Annotated in this window: 29 protein-coding genes and 2 pseudogenes; 4 read left to right on the top strand and 27 right to left on the bottom strand. The window is 38.0% G+C overall.

Annotation, left to right across the window (positions count from 1 at the left end; all coding sequences use genetic code 11):
* Positions 1-287: 287 nt before the first annotated feature.
* The gene (locus HE1_RS10265) at positions 288-512 is read left to right on the top strand and encodes a transposase (protein ID WP_084490911.1); all 225 of its coding nucleotides are present in this window, start codon (positions 288-290) and stop codon (positions 510-512) included.
* Here HE1_RS10265 and HE1_RS08725 read toward each other — a convergent pair.
* Positions 500-643, bottom strand: a complete 144-nt coding sequence (locus HE1_RS08725) for a hypothetical protein (protein WP_162531182.1) — start codon at positions 641-643, stop codon at positions 500-502. The genes HE1_RS10265 and HE1_RS08725 overlap by 13 nt on opposite strands.
* A gap of 261 nt (positions 644-904) precedes the next feature.
* Here HE1_RS08725 and HE1_RS08020 point away from each other — a divergent pair.
* Together HE1_RS08020 and HE1_RS10260 are read left to right on the top strand one after the other, a co-directional pair.
* Positions 905-1041: pseudogene (locus HE1_RS08020) on the top strand (IS5/IS1182 family transposase); the annotation flags it as partial.
* A gap of 308 nt (positions 1042-1349) precedes the next feature.
* Complete coding sequence (locus HE1_RS10260) at positions 1350-1433, top strand: transposase (RefSeq protein WP_162480178.1); 84 nt, start codon at positions 1350-1352, stop codon at positions 1431-1433.
* A 174-nt stretch (positions 1434-1607) separates the two neighbouring features.
* Here HE1_RS10260 and HE1_RS01850 read toward each other — a convergent pair whose 3' ends face one another.
* The 26 genes and pseudogenes from HE1_RS01850 to HE1_RS01730 all read right to left on the bottom strand — a co-directional run bounded on the left by HE1_RS01850 (position 1608) and on the right by HE1_RS01730 (position 15257).
* On the bottom strand, positions 1608-2252 hold the full coding sequence (locus HE1_RS01850; protein WP_206537214.1) for an adenylate kinase family protein: 645 nt from the start codon (positions 2250-2252) through the stop codon (positions 1608-1610).
* 11 nt (positions 2253-2263) lie between these two features.
* Positions 2264-3526: a preprotein translocase subunit SecY gene (gene secY, locus HE1_RS01845; RefSeq protein WP_206537213.1), complete on the bottom strand. Its 1263-nt coding sequence runs from the start codon at positions 3524-3526 to the stop codon at positions 2264-2266.
* A gap of 87 nt (positions 3527-3613) precedes the next feature.
* Complete coding sequence (rplO, locus tag HE1_RS01840; RefSeq protein ID WP_035544081.1) at positions 3614-4084, bottom strand: 50S ribosomal protein L15; 471 nt, start codon at positions 4082-4084, stop codon at positions 3614-3616.
* Positions 4075-4236 (bottom strand): 50S ribosomal protein L30, encoded by a 162-nt coding sequence (rpmD, locus tag HE1_RS01835; protein ID WP_206537212.1) that lies wholly within the window; start codon positions 4234-4236, stop codon positions 4075-4077. Before rpmD ends, rplO begins: the two co-directional genes overlap by 10 nt.
* A 14-nt stretch (positions 4237-4250) precedes the next feature.
* On the bottom strand, positions 4251-4445 hold the full coding sequence (locus HE1_RS10255; RefSeq protein ID WP_373279897.1) for an uS5 family small ribosomal subunit protein: 195 nt from the start codon (positions 4443-4445) through the stop codon (positions 4251-4253).
* Between the two features lie 14 nt (positions 4446-4459).
* Complete coding sequence (locus HE1_RS10250; RefSeq protein ID WP_373279896.1) at positions 4460-4804, bottom strand: uS5 family small ribosomal subunit protein; 345 nt, start codon at positions 4802-4804, stop codon at positions 4460-4462.
* Between the two features lie 15 nt (positions 4805-4819).
* Positions 4820-5182 carry a 50S ribosomal protein L18 gene (rplR, locus tag HE1_RS01825; RefSeq protein WP_006299163.1) on the bottom strand — a complete coding sequence of 121 codons (363 nt, stop codon included), beginning with the start codon at positions 5180-5182 and terminating at the stop codon, positions 4820-4822.
* Positions 5183-5192: 10 nt separating this feature from the next.
* Complete coding sequence (locus HE1_RS06365; protein WP_052567201.1) at positions 5193-5798, bottom strand: 50S ribosomal protein L6; 606 nt, start codon at positions 5796-5798, stop codon at positions 5193-5195.
* Positions 5792-6189: pseudogene (gene rpsH, locus HE1_RS01815) on the bottom strand (30S ribosomal protein S8). The gene HE1_RS06365 and the pseudogene rpsH overlap by 7 nt, the downstream one beginning before the upstream one ends.
* A 13-nt stretch (positions 6190-6202) precedes the next feature.
* Positions 6203-6508 (bottom strand): 30S ribosomal protein S14, encoded by a 306-nt coding sequence (gene rpsN / locus HE1_RS01810; protein ID WP_006299160.1) that lies wholly within the window; start codon positions 6506-6508, stop codon positions 6203-6205.
* 4 nt (positions 6509-6512) lie between these two features.
* Positions 6513-7040, bottom strand: coding sequence for a 50S ribosomal protein L5 (gene rplE, locus HE1_RS01805; RefSeq protein ID WP_035544074.1), 528 nt, complete (start codon positions 7038-7040; stop codon positions 6513-6515).
* A complete protein-coding gene (gene rplX / locus HE1_RS01800) occupies positions 7037-7399 on the bottom strand; it encodes a 50S ribosomal protein L24 (protein ID WP_006299157.1) in 363 nt (120 codons plus the stop codon). The genes rplE and rplX overlap by 4 nt, the downstream gene beginning before the upstream one ends.
* On the bottom strand, positions 7399-7761 hold the full coding sequence (gene rplN, locus HE1_RS01795; RefSeq protein ID WP_006299155.1) for a 50S ribosomal protein L14: 363 nt from the start codon (positions 7759-7761) through the stop codon (positions 7399-7401). Before rplN ends, rplX begins: the two co-directional genes overlap by 1 nt.
* Positions 7758-8003: a 30S ribosomal protein S17 gene (gene rpsQ, locus HE1_RS01790; RefSeq protein ID WP_006299148.1), complete on the bottom strand. Its 246-nt coding sequence runs from the start codon at positions 8001-8003 to the stop codon at positions 7758-7760. Before rpsQ ends, rplN begins: the two co-directional genes overlap by 4 nt.
* Positions 8004-8006: 3 nt before the next feature.
* Positions 8007-8216, bottom strand: coding sequence for a 50S ribosomal protein L29 (rpmC, locus tag HE1_RS01785; RefSeq protein WP_006299146.1), 210 nt, complete (start codon positions 8214-8216; stop codon positions 8007-8009).
* 4 nt (positions 8217-8220) lie between these two features.
* Positions 8221-8646 carry a 50S ribosomal protein L16 gene (rplP, locus tag HE1_RS01780; RefSeq protein WP_035544068.1) on the bottom strand — a complete coding sequence of 142 codons (426 nt, stop codon included), beginning with the start codon at positions 8644-8646 and terminating at the stop codon, positions 8221-8223.
* A complete protein-coding gene (gene rpsC, locus HE1_RS01775) occupies positions 8646-9332 on the bottom strand; it encodes a 30S ribosomal protein S3 (protein WP_006299144.1) in 687 nt (228 codons plus the stop codon). The genes rplP and rpsC overlap by 1 nt, the downstream gene beginning before the upstream one ends.
* A complete protein-coding gene (locus tag HE1_RS01770; protein WP_006299143.1) occupies positions 9333-9677 on the bottom strand; it encodes a large ribosomal subunit protein uL22 in 345 nt (114 codons plus the stop codon).
* 10 nt (positions 9678-9687) lie between these two features.
* Positions 9688-9963, bottom strand: coding sequence for a 30S ribosomal protein S19 (rpsS, locus tag HE1_RS01765; RefSeq protein ID WP_006299142.1), 276 nt, complete (start codon positions 9961-9963; stop codon positions 9688-9690).
* A gap of 12 nt (positions 9964-9975) precedes the next feature.
* Positions 9976-10821: a 50S ribosomal protein L2 gene (gene rplB / locus HE1_RS01760; protein WP_023491791.1), complete on the bottom strand. Its 846-nt coding sequence runs from the start codon at positions 10819-10821 to the stop codon at positions 9976-9978.
* Positions 10821-11165 (bottom strand): uL23 family ribosomal protein, encoded by a 345-nt coding sequence (locus HE1_RS01755; RefSeq protein WP_006304551.1) that lies wholly within the window; start codon positions 11163-11165, stop codon positions 10821-10823. Before HE1_RS01755 ends, rplB begins: the two co-directional genes overlap by 1 nt.
* Positions 11162-11815 (bottom strand): 50S ribosomal protein L4, encoded by a 654-nt coding sequence (gene rplD / locus HE1_RS01750; RefSeq protein ID WP_006304548.1) that lies wholly within the window; start codon positions 11813-11815, stop codon positions 11162-11164. The genes HE1_RS01755 and rplD overlap by 4 nt, the downstream gene beginning before the upstream one ends.
* Positions 11812-12519, bottom strand: coding sequence for a 50S ribosomal protein L3 (rplC, locus tag HE1_RS01745; protein ID WP_006304546.1), 708 nt, complete (start codon positions 12517-12519; stop codon positions 11812-11814). Before rplC ends, rplD begins: the two co-directional genes overlap by 4 nt.
* 9 nt (positions 12520-12528) lie before the next feature.
* Entirely contained in the window at positions 12529-12846 is a 318-nt protein-coding gene (rpsJ, locus tag HE1_RS01740; RefSeq protein ID WP_023491789.1) for a 30S ribosomal protein S10, read from the bottom strand.
* A gap of 4 nt (positions 12847-12850) precedes the next feature.
* Complete coding sequence (gene tuf / locus HE1_RS01735; protein ID WP_006304543.1) at positions 12851-14038, bottom strand: elongation factor Tu; 1188 nt, start codon at positions 14036-14038, stop codon at positions 12851-12853.
* 712 nt (positions 14039-14750) lie between these two features.
* Positions 14751-15257: a hypothetical protein gene (locus HE1_RS01730; RefSeq protein ID WP_006304541.1), complete on the bottom strand. Its 507-nt coding sequence runs from the start codon at positions 15255-15257 to the stop codon at positions 14751-14753.
* 333 nt (positions 15258-15590) lie between these two features.
* Between HE1_RS01730 and HE1_RS09565 the strand changes: the two genes are divergently transcribed.
* Positions 15591-15759: helix-turn-helix domain-containing protein (locus tag HE1_RS09565; protein ID WP_162480174.1), on the top strand; the 169-nt coding region annotated here is incomplete at its 3' end.

Genomic DNA, 15759 nt, shown 5'->3' with positions numbered 1-15759 from the left:
CTTCACTATTTCTCTCTACGGAGTGCCTCAGTCGTTCTGGCATTTGCATGTAATACTTGTCCCATAAACTTTTCTTCCATGAATTATTGTCTTCATAATATACTCCATAATTCTCTGGGATCAAACAGTACCTGTATTCATGAATAAAAAAGTGTGATATAAAAGGCCTGGAGGTGTAGAAGATGAATTAACCAAGTGATTTAAAAGAGAGATAGGGATGTGATAAAGCATCATTTTGATAGCGGCAATAAAAGCAAATACAACAAAAAAGAGGGGGGTAATGCAGTATTTTATATAATCAAAATCGGTTTCAATGGCGCATGCTACCAAAAGATTTTCCACCATATTCGACGGTACATTCGTTTTATAGACGATGTAGGATTAAGGGGGTATGGGAAAAAGTGATGCATGAACTTGTTAAGACTAGCCGAAGTAAGTATGAAAGGAGTAAGAATCCCAGCTATAGCATCATTCACAAAGTGTTAAACCCACAGGAGCCTCAGAAAAAATAGGTATAGAGGGGGGAAAAAAGATGCGCAAACGGCATAGTGTTGTTGATACGCAAGGTAATCTGCTCCATATCACGGTTCATAAGGCCAATGACACAGGTGCTGGGTGCAGAGTTTTTTAGGAAGCGTTGCAAAAATATCCTGCATTAAAGGGAGTGTGTGCAGATGCTGGATATAGAAACTCCATGGAGGAATTTGTGAGAACTCTATTGAATAAATACTATAGCAATCTCAGAGCGTATATCTCAAGAATGGGCTATACTTGCTAAAGCGTTGGAGTCGAAAGAACATTTGCATGGCTGAAATTGCCATAGCGACTGCTGGAAACATGAGTATGATAGCCCATTCCATGATCCTATTAAGAAGGTTAGCTAAATCATAAATACAGGTTATAAAAACTTTTAAGTAAAAGAGTGTTTAATGAAAATGTTATCGAATTTCTTAAACGATTTAAACTCATCGCTTCAGAAATAGGAAAAAAAGATTTGGACTTAGATTTAATCTTATTTCTGATATAGAGTTAGCTAAATGATAGTTTACGAAGAAGTCTAATGAATAATCATCTGTACACTCTCAAACATACCATCGAAAACGCTTTCCTAAAATTTAAAGAATGGAGAGAAATTTCAACACAATACTGTAAACACGTCAAATCGTTCCTTTTTGCCCTTCAAATTAGAGCAATATTTTTTGGGATAAAATCTCGTGACGAGACGCTCTAGAAAACATCAAAAAAAGCTCACAATCAGTCTCTTTGGTGGGGAGGGAATGTTTATTTTCGAAAAATGGTTAACTATTTCTTTAGTATTGATTTTCGTAAAAAGGTGATCAGTCTTCTGAATATTTCTGAAATATATTATAAGACATCGCATTCTTTACCTTCCCCCATACTCACCGGATCTCAATCCTATTGAAAAGAAATAGGCTCGCACGATGGGGGGGGACTATCGCATTGTAGATTAACTATAAAAATAAAACCTGCAACATACATCAAACACTGTTCGTCTAAATAATAGCCTTTAATTGTTACCAAAAGCACTTAAACTAAAAAATTAAAAAATTTATTTTTCTTACTCACTTATAACGAAAATCCCCTATTCATTTCTTCATCAAAGGAAGAATGCAAGCGATAATATCAGAATAAACCTCCTCAACATCTCTATCTGCCTGAATCAAATAAACCTTTTTTTGCTCGTTATAAAAATCAAAAATACTACGAATTTTCTCATTAAACACGTTTAATCTTCTCAGGACCACCTCTTCTTTATCATCTGAGCGTTTGGAAAACTCTTTAGAACCACAATTAGAGCAGAGATCTACTTTATGACAATAATCCTTTTGACAATGAACGCAAGATAAACGATTCCTTATACGATCCCAAACTTTTTCCGGGGAAATCTGAAGAAAAACCACAGCTTCGATACATAAAAAGCCAGAAAACGCATACTGCTCAACAGCTTCTGCTTGCTCGATAGAACGAGGAACTCCATCCAAAATAACCCAAGCATCTGGAAATTTATCAAGCTGAATCTTCAAAACCTCCATGACATCGGAAGTGCTTAAATACTCACCACGCTTTAAAGAATCCTCTATTTTTTTTCCAAGAGAAGTATTCTGTACAACTTCCGTTCTAAGAAGTTGTCCCATAGCCACCAATGGAATGTTCAATCGATCCGAAAGCAGTATACTTTGGGTTCCTTTACCAGATCCAGGAGGACCAAAAAATACAATTCCTTTTTTCATAATTTCCTTTTTCATAATGTCTTTCTCTTCTGTTTCTTAAATAAACGACTATACTGATGAGAAACGATATAGGAAAAAAACTGAGAAGTAGTTTCGAGCGTCACACTAACCGCTATCAATACACTAGTTCCCGCAATAGGAAAAGAAATATAGAAAATTTTACTTAACACGTCAGGAAGAACAACAACAGATGCAATGTAAATAGACCCCACAACAGTTAGCCTATTCAAAAGATAAGTGAAGTAATTCGCTGTCATAACACCAGGTCTAAGTGGATGAACAGAAATGTGATTACTCATCAACTCTTTAGCCTTTTCTTCAGGATTAAAAACGATCGTCGTGTAGAAAAAAGCAAAGAAAATGATTAGCCCAACTCGAACAAAAATAGAAACCACTGGGTGAACAAAAAGTAACTTCAACAAGGGGCCAATAAGCCACAAGCTATCCATAATTTTCAAATTAGACATAGAGTAAAAAAAACCCAACAAGGCCATAGAAAAAATAGGAGGTAATACTCCCGTAGGATTCAACTTCAAAGGAATGTAAGGACGCTCCATAGCATGCTGAGCCCCCATCTCCGGACGACGAGAATACTGAACTCCAACTTTGTAATAAGCTTTTTCCATGAAGGTGATAAAATAAACAAACCCGACTACTCCCAACATGCCAAAAAAAACTTCAAAAAAAGTAATTCCCCCAGTACGCCCTAATTCCAGAAACTGAAATAAACTTTGAGGTAAACTGGCTATGATTCCAGCGTAAATCAGCATAGAAGAACCATTTCCAATCCCTCTTGCAGTAATTCTCTCTCCCAACCACATCAAAAACAGCGTTGCACCAACGATAGTCGTCACAGTACTAAAATGAAAAAACACTCCAGGGTCCAAAACAAGCCCAGGAACAGAGCTCAGCAAAGAAGCCAAACCTGCCGCCTGCACTGTAGCCAAACCAATAGTCCCATATCGTGTATACTGGCTTAGCTTCCTTCTCCCCGCCTCTCCTTCTTTTTTAAGCATAGTAAAATAAGGAAAAACTGCAGTCATAAGCTGAACAATAATACTTGAAGATATGTAAGGTCCTAAATTTAGCGAAAATATACTCATTCGCTCTAAAGCTCCCCCAGAGACAATATTAAACATCTTTAATATTCCCTGAGACGTATAATCTCCCGCCAAAACACGCATCCCCACTGGATCAATACCAGGAAGAGGGATATAAGTCCCCAAACGATAAATAATAAAAATCCAAAGCGTGAAAAAAATTCTTCGATGCAAATCAGAAGCTTTCATGAAAGCATCGATGCTTAAATTTTTCAAAATGTTCTGAAAAAATGAGTTTCTGGACATAAAAATCTAAAAATCCTATAAGTTTTTAGAGGAAACCACAGTACATGTTCCTTTCGCTTCAGTGATTCTAGTCACAGCTTGAGCAGAAAAAGCATCAGCGACAATATTTACAGAGCAACGCAACTCCCCACGTCCCAATATTTTGAGCGGAACATTCGCTTTCTTAAAAAATCCCTTCTCAACTAACACATCCATTGTAATAGGGACCGAACGATCTAAAACTCCAGAGTCTATGGCATCTTGAATTCTATCCAAATTCACAGAACAAAAACGAAATTTTCGAAAAGAAACAAACCCCATCTTAGGCAAACGACGACACAACGGCATCTGTCCTCCTTCAAATCCCTTAATGCTTACACCAGAACGTGCAGTTTGTCCTTTTCCACCACGAGACGAAGTTTTTCCTCTCCCAGAACCAATGCCTCTTCCAACACGACGAGAAGATTTTCGAGATCCCCAATTATCTTTCAATTCACTTAACATAATTCCATCCTAACTAAATGCTTAACCTTATGTACCATCCCAAGAACAGAAGGACAAATAGGAAGCATCTTAGATTTCCCTAACTTTCTCAACCCAAGAGCCCTCAAGATTTTTTTCTGAGCTTCACAAACGCGAATGGAGCTCCGATATTGCACACAACGACAGTATTTCATGCTTCTTCCCCTGACGGAACTTTACCAAAAATTTCACTCAACTTTTTATCTCTTTTTCGACTCACAATACGGGGAGTTTCCATATTTTTAAAAGCTTCAAAGGTTGCTCTCACCACATTATGGGGATTAGCAGAACGCAGAATTTTTGACACAACATCTTGAACTCCCATAACATCAAAAATAGCACGCATAGTACCCCCGGCAATCACTCCTTTTCCTTTTTTGCAGAACGGATACAAACTTCACCAGCTCCATACTTACCCAAAGTATCATGAAAAAAAGTTCGCCCATCTTTTAAAGGAACACGAACAAGATGCTTTGACGCTTGATCTGTAGCTTTTTTAACAGCACTTGCCACTTCTTTAGCTTTTCCAGAACCGAATCCGCACCTTCCCTTTCCATCTCCAACCACAACCAAAGCAGAAAAATTGAAGCGTTTCCCTCCTTTCACTACTTTAGAAACTCGAGAAACTTTCACTGTCACCTTCATCAGCTCTTTTTCTTTGTTTTTAAAATTTGAGTACAGTTCTCTTTGAACATTCTCCTTCATTATACAACGCTCCTACTAAAAATTTAGCCCGCAAGCACGAGCAGAATCTGCTAAAGACTTAACTCTTCCATGAAATTTGTAACACCCGCGATCAAAAACCACATCCTTCAACCCCTTTTCTATTGCTCGCTTTGCAACCATTTCTCCAACCCAGGAAGCAGCTTTACAATCTCCCCCCCCAAAGTTAGCTTTATACTCCTTCTCTAAAGAAGACGCACTAACAACAGTGCACTGATTTACGTCATCAATAACTTGCGCATATATATAACGCCCAGAACGAAAAACAGAAAGACGATGCCTAACAATATCTTTCCTATTTTTTATTTTTTCCCGAATACGATGCTTACGCCTTTCTTTTGTAGAAGATTTATACAACATACAGACCACCTTACTTTGTTTTACCTTGCTTCATACGGACATATTGCCCTTGTATACGAATTCCTTTCCCTTTATACGGCTCAACCTGACGAACCTTCAAAATAGAAGATACTACATGCCCCAAAAGAACCCTATCTCTAGAAGACAGCTTAAAAGCAGTAGGTTTTTCGATAGTCAAACTCACTCCAGAAGGCAAAGGACAAATTACATCGTGACTATACCCCAAACTCAACTTAATTCCATCCTTATGAGGCTCAGCCTTGTACCCAACACCAACAAGCTCTAACACTTTAGTAAAAGGCTCCAAAATTCCATTAACATCGGACTTCAATAAACTAGAATAAGTACCCAACTCGCTTATTCTAGTCCTCTGCTCTTTTCTTGTCAACACCGAAGTGTTAATAGGAGCCAACGTCAAAAAAATTTTCTCTTCTAAACACTTAGCTATAATATAATCCGGAACAAATCTCCTGATTTCTTGCCCACTGAAAGAAAAAATCACCTCACCTGAGTCTTGCCTATATTCTACATTTTTTGGAATTTTCACCCCGTTGGCTGCAATCCTAGGAATCTTAACTTTTAGTTCCTTTTTTAATTTTTCCATAAATTTTACCATACTGTTAATAAAACTTTTCCGCCCACACCTAAAGCCCGGGCCTTAACATCCGAAACAACACCTCGAGAAGTCGTCAAAATAGCACTTCCCAACCCCGAAGCAACTCTATGTTTATCACTAAGTTTACGATAAAAATGAACACTTGGCTTAGAAACACGCTTTATCTCACGAATCACAGGACGAGTCCGATGATACTTAAGCTGTACCTTAAGCATCGCACAACTCACAGAATCACCAATCTCAGAATAAGAGGAAATATACCCTTCTTGAACTAAAACATCTAAAATACTCTTTTTCAACCTAGAAACAGGAACCAAAACTATCTCTTTTTTCTTTTTTGCGCATTTCTAATACGCGTTATCATATCTCCAACAGGATCTGTAAAAGCCATTATTTTCTCTCCCTTACCAACTTGACTTTCTTACGCCAGGCAAATCACCCGTCAAAGCTAACTCTCTAAATTTTATACGAGAAAGCGCAAAAAAACGATACACCCCTCTAGATCTTCCAGTCAACGCGCAACGCCCCCGAACACGAACCAAACTTCCGTTTCTTGGCATTTTAGAAAGCTTTAAAACGTGATTAAACCGATCTTCCAAAGGAATGCTTCTATCATGAATTATCTTTTTTAAAGAAGAACGTTTAAGTCTATCTCTTTGCACCATTTTCTTTTTTCGATGATTACTTTCTATCAATCCTTTTCTAGCCATTAACTCACTCCCTAAACGGCATACCAAAATTTTTTAACAAAGCCAGCCCCTCTTCGTCAGTAGAAGCGCTAGTAACTAAAACGATCTGAAGCCCCAAAGTCTCTTTCACTTGATCGTAATTAATCTCTGGAAAAATTTGCTGTTCTTTGATACCTAAAGAATAGTTTCCATTTCCATCAAAACGCGGCTTCATTCCTCTAAAATCTCTCATTCGAGGCATAGCAATGTACACTAACCTTCGAAGAAAATCATACATCCTTGCGCCTCGTAAAGTCACTTTCAATCCCAAAGGCATTCCTTCACGTATTTTAAACCCTGCATTAGACTTTCTCGCTTTTGTAATAACTGGTTTTTGTCCAGAAATACGACTAAGAGCAAATTCTGCAGAATCAAAAAATGATTGATCACCCATTTTTCTCCCAAAAGAAGCATTTAAAACTATTTTTTCCAAACAAGGAACCTGATGAACATTTGTATAAGAAAACTTTTCAATCAAAGAAGGCTTAACGCTCTCCTCGTACAACAACCTCATCTTACCCTCCCAATAAATTCTCCAGAACGCTTAGCATAACGAAATTTTTCCCCTTTTTCATCAAACTTAAAACCGATACGTGTCAACACCTCCCTAGAACAATACTCGGACGCCGAATCCTTAAACGCAGGATCCAAAATCATGACATTAGACCAGTGAACACCCAAATTTTTCTTCACGATCCCTCCATCTGGATATTTAGAAGAAGGCTTAGTATGACGAAGAACTTCCCCTGAATTTTCTACTAAAACTCTTTGTCGAGTATAATCTATCTCTAAAACCGCCCCTTTAATTCCTTTGTCTCGTCCAGAAATTAAAACAACTATATCACCTTTCTTAATCTTGCACTTGTCCTTCATCAATACACCTCAGAAGCTAAAGAAACTATCTTTGAATATTTCCCACGCAACTCTTTGCTTACCGGACCAAAAATACGAGTTCCTATTGGATCTTGATTCTTTAATAAAACAGCAGCGTTCTCACTAAAAACAATAGTAGTTCCATCAGAACGTAGAATAGGACTTTTCACGCGGACAATAACCGCTTGAACCACAGAACCAGGAGAAACCTTTGCCCCCGGTATAGCAGTCTTAACAGAAGCGATAATGACATCACCTATGTTAGCCACACGCCGCTTGGCTCCTCCCAAAACTTTAATACACATCAAAGTTTTAGCACCAGAATTGTCTGCTACCTGCAAACGCGTTTGCATTTGAATCATTGTATATTCTCCGCTTTCCCTAAAACAACCCAGCTTTTTCTCTTAGAAAATGGACGACTTTCCTCTATAAGAACTACTTGCCCCACATTAAATTCATTTTTCTCATCGTGAGCCATGTACTTTTTCCTTCTCAAAACTTCTTTATGGTACAAAGGATGTCTTTGTCTTTGGTGAACCAAAACCATTACTGTCTTATCTGAAGACTTGTTAACAACCTGCCCTATAAACTGACGTTTTGCCATAACCTACTTCTCCTTCTTACGTTGCGCCATCACCATCTTCAAACGAGCAATATTCCTTCGCACTAACTGAACACGATGAGAAAGCGCCTTAGTCTGAGGATTCCCCTTAGTAAAAGAAAAAGCAGCTCGCTGCCTTAAAAGTCCCAAAAGCTCATCAAAAAGCTCACGATCAGACATTTTTACTAAACTATTTAAATATTCTGTACTCTTCATAAATCTACTCTCCTTGGCTGGAACGCTTTACAAAACGTCCACTAATAGGAAGCTTTGCTGCCGCTAATCGCATTGCTTCCCGCGCTGTATCTTCGGGAACATTACTAATCTCAAAAAGAATACGACCAGGGGCAACACGACAAACATACCTATCGATACTTCCCTTTCCACTTCCCATACGAACCTCTGCAGGTTTAGAAGTAACGGGAACACTGGGAAAACAACGAATCCAAATACGCCCAGCACGACGCATATGACGCGTCATACTTTTTCTAGCTGCCTCGATTTGACGGGAATCAATACGTCCTGCAGTCTCCGCCTTTAAAGCATACTCTCCAAACGCCACACTATTTCCCCGAGCAGCATTTCCATGAATCCTTCCCTTAAAGGCTTTTCGAAACTTTGTTTTTTTGGTGCTAACATTACTCATTACCCCACACGATTTACAGACGTTTCACCTAAACGTCTTTCAACTAAAGAAGAACCTTTTTCTAAAACGTCTCCTCTATAAATCCATACCTTTACCCCACAAACTCCTGAAGTTGTATGGGCCTCACTACAAGCATAGTCTATATCAGCTCGAAAAGAATGTAAAGGAAGGCGTCCCTCTAAATACCATTCGGTACGAGCAATTTCGATACCTCCCAACCTTCCTCCACAATTAATGCGAATTCCCTTGCCCCCCATTTTCATGGCAGAGGTTGAAGATTTTTTCATAGCTCTCTTGTAAGATACACGCTTTTCCAACTGACGCGCAATGTCGTCTGCGACCACTTGAGCATAAAGATCTGGTTTCCTTAATTCAACAATGTTAAAAAAACAAGAAATTCCATGATTTTTCCTTAACTGAGATAACAAATCATCAATTCCAGCACCTTTCTTTCCAATAACGACACCAGGACGAGCAACATAAACTGTAACATGAGGCTTTTTATCTAAACGGGAAATAACTATCCGAGAAACTCCCGCACTAGAAAGTCGCTTTTGAAAGAATGATCGAATTATAAGATCTTCCTGCACATAAGAAGCGTACTGCTTTTTGTCCGCAAACCAAAGTGCATTCCAGCCTCTATTAATCCCAAGTCGCAAACCAATAGGATTCGTTCGATGTCCCATTTATTTTTCCTCCAAAACAACACGTATTTGACTAAACGGCTTTCGAATTTCTCCAGAATGACTTCTTCCACCAATATGCCTTCTACGCAAAACCATATTTTTTCCAACACTTATCTCTGACACGCGCAAAGAATCCGGATTTAACTGAAAGTTATTGACCGCATTAGACTTTGCAGAAAGTAAAAATTTCTTTATCCCGGGAGCTATAGATTTTTTCATACCGTCCAAAATCTTTATAGCTCTCCCCAAAGAATGCCCACGTAAACAAGAGACAACAACTCCTAGTTTCTGAGGACTAATACGTATCATACGCCAACACGCATGCACCTGCTTTTTTTCATTCATACTCTACCTCCTAACGCTTTGTCTTTTTATCCCCAGAATGCCCATAAAAAGTCCGTGTAGGAGAAAACTCCCCAAGCTTATGACCAAACATCGCCTCTGTTATCAGAACAGGAATAAATTTACGACCATTATGCACAGCAAACGTAACTCCTATCATCTGAGGCAAAATAGTAGAACGCCTAGACCACGTCTTAATAAGAGTATTTTTTCCAGATTTTTTTAAATTTTCAACTTTTTTCATAAGATGTAAATCCACGAATGGACCTTTCCAAACAGATCTAGCCACAACTACTCCTTCCTATTTTTTACGACGACTAACAATCAATTTCCACGACTTAGCTTTTTTAGAACGGGTACGCAAACCCTTTGCACTTTGTCCCTGAGGAGAAACTGGGTGCCTTCCTCCAGACGTTCTCCCCTCTCCCCCCCCCAAAGGGTGATCTACAGGATTCATAGCAACACCACGAACATGAGGGCGAAATCCTAGCCACCTATTCCGACCAGCTTTCGCTAAAGAAATATTTCGATGATCCGCATTAGAAACAACCCCTATAGTTGCCCAACAATTCTTATGAATTTTCCGCACTTCCCCAGAAGGAAGCCGAACCAGAACATAATCTAACTCCTTTCCCATAACCTGAGCATAGGTCCCAGCGGATCGTGCAATTTGAGCTCCTTTACCGATTTTTAACTCTACATTATACACGAAAGTTCCTGAAGGAATTCGAGATAACGGAAGAGAGTTCCCTTCACGAATTTCGCACCCCTCTCCAGAATACACAACACTTCCTGCTTTCATCCCAGAAGAAGCAATTACGTAGCTAAAAGACGTCTTGCTCGAATCATTTTTAGAAAGCAAAGCCAAAAACGCACTTCTATTAGGATCGTATTCTAACCTTTCCACACGAGAAGAAACGATACCATTTCCACCAGAGTTTCGATCAAAATCAACAACCCTATAAAGAGGTCTTGTCCCCCCCCCTCGAGAACGACAAGTCACACGACCTTGCGCATTCCTACCACCAGTTCTTTTTTTAGAACAAACTAAAGACTTTTCAGGACGCCCCTTCCAAAGTTCAGAACGATCTAAAGTGATCAAGCCTCTTCGTCCTGGAGAAGTAGGATTATAGTGTTTCAAACTCATTAAATTTCTCCAATATTAAAACTCTGATTTAAAATCTGACCATCAGAAAAACGAACTATTGCCTTTTTGTATGCACCAGTAATTCCCTTGCGTCCTTTAAATCGTCTAGCCTTTCCTTTAACAACCAAAGTATTGACGGACACCGCATCAATTTTAAAAATATCCTTCAAAGCTTGCTTGATTTGGATTTTGTTTGCCCAAAAAGCAACCCGAAAAACCTTCTGATTTTTATTTTGACTCAAAAGAAAAGACTTTTCTGTTACAACTTCACCAATAATAACACTCAAAACTTGAGTATCTGATAATTTATTTTTTTTATCTCTGTTCCAAAACCGATGTATCATTGCAACCGTCCCTCTATATACTGCAAACTGCTCCTTGATATAATCAAATGCTCATGACGCAAAATATCATAGACATTTAATCCGTCTTGGTGCAAAACATTGTAAGCAGGTAAATTCAAAATTCCCCGCTCAATATTCCCATAAGTAGAATCCGAAGAAACTAACAAAGCACTCTTAGCTCCTGTTTTTTCAAAAAAAACTCGACAATCCCTTGTTTTGAGACAAGACGGAACAGAAATATCCTCAAGAAAAAATAGATTTCCTTGCTGCCTTTTCAAAGAAAGAGCAACGCGAAGTCCAAAAGACTTGACCTTCTTATTCAAACTGTGTTCATGACTCCGAACAACGGGACCAAAAATTACAGCTCCCCCCACAAACTGAGGAGAACGACGAGACCCGTGACGAGCATTTCCCGTTCCTTTTTGACGATAAGGCTTACGAGTAGTTCCAGAAATATCACTAATCCCCTTAGTTTTATGATTTCCAGAACGACGCTTAGCAAGTTGCCAAAGAACAACGCGCGTCAAAATATCTTTTCGAACACCTTGCTGAAAAATAAAAGGAGAAAGTTCAACCTCTCCAACAGATTCCCATTGCCAATTCAAAACTTGACAACGATCATTTTGATCGATTTTTTGATCTACGTTCATAAATTTTCCTCCGACAAAGAAGGAGCTTCAGTACTTACCGCACTCAAATCAAAAACTCCAGGCCAAAAAACTTTTTCTGAAAGCGGAACTTTTACAGCGTCTCGAATTTTTATCCACCCTCCTTTAGAACCCGGAACAGCTCCGGCAACAACAATAAGGTTGTCTTCATCCAAAACACTCAAAACTCTAAGATTTTGAACCGTAATCGTAGAACACCCCATATGACCCGCCATTTTTTTTCCTTTAAAAACTTTTCCAGGATCTTTACGGTTTCCAGTAGAACCATGAGAGCGATGAGAAACCGAAGTTCCATGGCTCGCAGGCAACCCTCTAAACCCCCAACGCTTCATGCCCCCAGCAAATCCTTTTCCAACGGAAATTCCAGTAACATCAACACACTGCCCAACAACAAAATGAGAAGGCTTCAAAAACGCCCCTTCTGGAAGAATCCCTTCTTCTGTGACAAAAAACTCACAAAGCTTTCCGAAAAAAGGAACCCCAAACTTCTTGAAATGCCCTTGAAGAGGACGAGAAACCTTTTTTTTAACTCCACCACCTATTTGAAGAGAGGTTCTTCCACCCTCTTTTTTACATCGAACCACACAAGAATCTACTTGTAACAATGTTGCCGCTACTACTCTATTCTTTTCTACAACCCGCGTCATTCCTATTTTACGCGCTATTACTCCTACACGCTGCTTCATCAAAAATGTTCACCCCACTTTAATCTGCACATCAACATCTGAACCTAAATCTAACCCTTTCAACGCCTCAATAACCGAAGATTGCTCAGGAATCTCTAGAATAATAAATCGACAATGAGAAGCAATTTCAAACTGATCTCTGGCCTCCTTATTAACATGAGGAGACCTTAAGACCGTAAACTTACGCACTCTTTTAGGAAAAGGGATAGGGCCAGAAACATTTGCTCCAGAGCGAGATGCGGTTTCCACAATAGAATTCACCGCACGCGCCAAAGACGCCGAATCATAACTTCTCAAATACATTGTAATTTTTTGCGAATTCGACATCAATCTACCCTAATATTTCTGAAATGACACCAGACCCAATAGTTCTTCCCCCTTCTCGAATTGCAAATCTATCTCCTTCTGTCATAGCGATAGGAGAGATTAATTCAACAGACAGCGTCACATTGTCTCCCGGCATAACCATTTCACGCCCTTCTTCTAGCTGTATACTTCCCGTAACGTCCGTAGTACGGAAATAAAATTGAGGGCGATAATTGCTTAAAAACGGAGTATGTCTTCCCCCTTCCTCTTTTGTTAAAACATAAATTGCCGACTTAAATTTAGTATAAGGTTTTACAGTTCCGGGCTTTGCCAATACCTGGCCTCTTTCAACATCTTCCTTCTTTATTCCCCTCAATAACACCCCTACGTTGTCTCCTGCAAGACCTTCATCTAAGAGCTTTCGAAACATCTCAACCCCTGTAACAATAGATTTTACAGTATTTCTTAAACCAACTATCTCAACCTCTTCTCCTACCTTAATCTTTCCGCGCTCAATACGCCCAGTCACTACAGTTCCACGCCCAGATATAGAAAAAACATCTTCTACAGAAAGCAAGAACGGTTTTTGAATATCACGTTCTGGAGTTGGAATATAACGATCCACAGCATCCATTAAATCTTTAATGCACCGAGAAGACTCAGGATCATCTTCAGTTAAACTCTTTGAAGCAGAACCTCTAATAATTGGTGTATTTTCTCCATCAAATCCATACTGAGTAAGAAGCTCTAAAACTTCCATTTCCACCAAATCTACTAACTCTTCATCTTTCATTAAATCTACTTTATTAATAAAGACAACAATCTTTGGAACTCCCACCTGACGAGCAAGCAAAATGTGCTCCCTAGTCTGGGGCATAGGACCATCTGTGGCAGAAACCACTAAAATAGCACCATCCATCTGCGCAGCACCAGTAATCATATTCTTTACATAGTCCGCGTGTCCCGGACAATCCACATGGGCATAATGTCTATTTGCTGTTTCATACTCTACATGGGCAGAAGAAATCGTGATTCCTCTGGCGCGCTCCTCAGGAGCGGCATCAATCTGATCATACCCCCTAAATTCTCCCATACCTTGCTTGCTGGCATATTTCGTGATTGCTGCCGTCAACGTCGTTTTTCCGTGATCAACATGACCAATTGTACCGATATTAACGTGAGGTTTATCACGTTTAAACGTTTCTTTCGACATAGAACTCTTTTTCTAACTTCATTTTTATAATTTGTATCACATTTCATCCAATACAATCAAGGGGGATTTTTCAAAAAACTATTTTTTCTCCCAATCTTTTGCGTAATTTTTTAAATTTTAATTCGCCATAGTAACACAAATCCAATTAAAAAAATAAAATAACCATAAGAAAAAATATAAAACAAACAAGTCAAATAAAAATAAAAACACGTAAATAAAAAAATATTTTTTATAACGCTCCAAGCATAAATAAAATTAATAAAAGAACCAAGAAAACTTTCAGATTACAAACTACAGTAACTTATTTGCGATTTATTAAAAAAATAAAAAAATTAACGCACAAAAAATAAAAATTATCGAAAATTTTAATAAGTGTAGATTATCAATAGAAAAAATAAAAACTTCTAACTATCAATTTTGGGAACTTAATTTAACTCTGAAAAAACACTTTACTTTGATCTATCTCATATTAATTTTCGATCAAAAACAACAATAAGCTGGCTGTATCTGCTTTAGCGTTCCGCCAAAAAGTATTAGAAAAATAAGCTATTAGAAAATAACTGTAGTTTACCCGATAAAAAAAACCAAGAAAAATCTAAAAAATTTCGATTATTAAAAAAAATTAGATTTCTCTTGGAAATTTTTTAAGTTATAGATTAAAAAAATTTTACTCTTAATAAAAACTAAGATTCACTTTTTACCATAGACTTTTTTAGTCTTGACTATCATTAGGTTTTACCTTTTTAACCACACCCAAATCTTCTTCACCCGAATCCGCCACTTGTTGTTGATTTTGCTCTTGTTCTTCCGAAGAAGAGGATTCACTAAGATTTACTTCTTGATGAGGAACTTCCAGATCAAGATCTTGATAGATAATATCCCTTAGCTCAGGATTGATGCTGCTTGAATCGCTTTCTTGATGAGGAACTTCCAGACCAAGATCTTGATAGATAATATCCCTTAGCTCAGGATTGATGCTGCTTGAATCGCCTTCTTCTGAGTCGCTCACGGAACCTTGCCCTGAAAAAGAGTTGGCCTCACCACCTTCCAAACCATTATACTCTTCACCTTTTCCAGACGCAAAAGCAAAGTTTCCTGAGTAAAGGCTTGCTAAAATCCCAAAAAAAATTCCAAAAGAAATTTTAGTTTTAATTTTTTTTTCGAACATAAAAATAAGTTTTTGAATTCCACCCTGCGAAGATAAACGAAAAAATAACAAAAGTCAATAGTTTTTTTTATAATTCTACACAAAAAACCACATGTTTTTAAAACGATTATATTTATTCGTTCTATAAATTTTAATAAAAAAAACTTGATGTTTTATTTGTTTTACTATTAAATAATATTTTTTTTACACTTCTCTTAATTTTTGATTTTTTGCATAAAGATTAATAAAATTTTAATTTCATCTGATGTCTGGACTTTTAAAAAATTATAGACTTTGCTCCACCTAATTAAAAAAATAAGCTTTTAACTAAAGATCTTTTTTGTTAGAACTGGTAAAGAAATTCTTTTAAAAGTCTCTAAAAATGATTGTATGTAAATTTTGTGAATGGTTAAGATTGCTTTAAAAGCGGTTTTGTTCGAGGGGAAAAGCGGTACAAATGTAAAAAATGTAGAAAAAATTTCACGAGGTGTGCCTGAAAAAGACAAGCTGAACGCCCTTGTTTTATACGCAAGTGACTTTTCAATGAACCGAATTGCTCGGCGTTTTGGTGTCA

The sequence above is a fragment of the Holospora elegans E1 genome (assembly GCF_000648275.1).
Taxonomy (GTDB): Bacteria; Pseudomonadota; Alphaproteobacteria; order Holosporales; family Holosporaceae; genus Holospora; species Holospora undulata_A.
This window is presented reverse-complemented; position numbering and strand designations above follow the sequence as displayed.

Bases quoted from the DNA above. Each gene is read 5' to 3' on its own strand.
- HE1_RS01850 (WP_206537214.1), bottom strand. From the start codon at position 2,252: ATGAAAAAAGGAATTGTATTTTTTGGTCCTCCTGGATCTGGTAAAGGA.
- HE1_RS10255 (WP_373279897.1), bottom strand. From the start codon at position 4,445: ATGCGTGCTATTTTTGATGTTATGGGAGTTCAAGATGTTGTGTCAAAA.
- HE1_RS10250 (WP_373279896.1), bottom strand. From the start codon at position 4,804: ATGAAGGAGAATGTTCAAAGAGAACTGTACTCAAATTTTAAAAACAAA.
- rplR (WP_006299163.1), bottom strand. From the start codon at position 5,182: ATGTTGTATAAATCTTCTACAAAAGAAAGGCGTAAGCATCGTATTCGG.
- HE1_RS06365 (WP_052567201.1), bottom strand. From the start codon at position 5,798: ATGGTAAAATTTATGGAAAAATTAAAAAAGGAACTAAAAGTTAAGATT.
- rpsN (WP_006299160.1), bottom strand. From the start codon at position 6,508: ATGGCTAGAAAAGGATTGATAGAAAGTAATCATCGAAAAAAGAAAATG.
- rplE (WP_035544074.1), bottom strand. From the start codon at position 7,040: ATGAGGTTGTTGTACGAGGAGAGCGTTAAGCCTTCTTTGATTGAAAAG.
- rplX (WP_006299157.1), bottom strand. From the start codon at position 7,399: ATGAAGGACAAGTGCAAGATTAAGAAAGGTGATATAGTTGTTTTAATT.
- rplN (WP_006299155.1), bottom strand. From the start codon at position 7,761: ATGATTCAAATGCAAACGCGTTTGCAGGTAGCAGACAATTCTGGTGCT.
- rpsQ (WP_006299148.1), bottom strand. From the start codon at position 8,003: ATGGCAAAACGTCAGTTTATAGGGCAGGTTGTTAACAAGTCTTCAGAT.
- rpmC (WP_006299146.1), bottom strand. From the start codon at position 8,216: ATGAAGAGTACAGAATATTTAAATAGTTTAGTAAAAATGTCTGATCGT.
- rplP (WP_035544068.1), bottom strand. From the start codon at position 8,646: ATGAGTAATGTTAGCACCAAAAAAACAAAGTTTCGAAAAGCCTTTAAG.
- rpsC (WP_006299144.1), bottom strand. From the start codon at position 9,332: ATGGGACATCGAACGAATCCTATTGGTTTGCGACTTGGGATTAATAGA.
- HE1_RS01770 (WP_006299143.1), bottom strand. From the start codon at position 9,677: ATGAATGAAAAAAAGCAGGTGCATGCGTGTTGGCGTATGATACGTATT.
- rplB (WP_023491791.1), bottom strand. From the start codon at position 10,821: ATGAGTTTGAAACACTATAATCCTACTTCTCCAGGACGAAGAGGCTTG.
- HE1_RS01755 (WP_006304551.1), bottom strand. From the start codon at position 11,165: ATGATACATCGGTTTTGGAACAGAGATAAAAAAAATAAATTATCAGAT.
- rplD (WP_006304548.1), bottom strand. From the start codon at position 11,815: ATGAACGTAGATCAAAAAATCGATCAAAATGATCGTTGTCAAGTTTTG.
- rplC (WP_006304546.1), bottom strand. From the start codon at position 12,519: ATGAAGCAGCGTGTAGGAGTAATAGCGCGTAAAATAGGAATGACGCGG.
- rpsJ (WP_023491789.1), bottom strand. From the start codon at position 12,846: ATGTCGAATTCGCAAAAAATTACAATGTATTTGAGAAGTTATGATTCG.
- tuf (WP_006304543.1), bottom strand. From the start codon at position 14,038: ATGTCGAAAGAAACGTTTAAACGTGATAAACCTCACGTTAATATCGGT.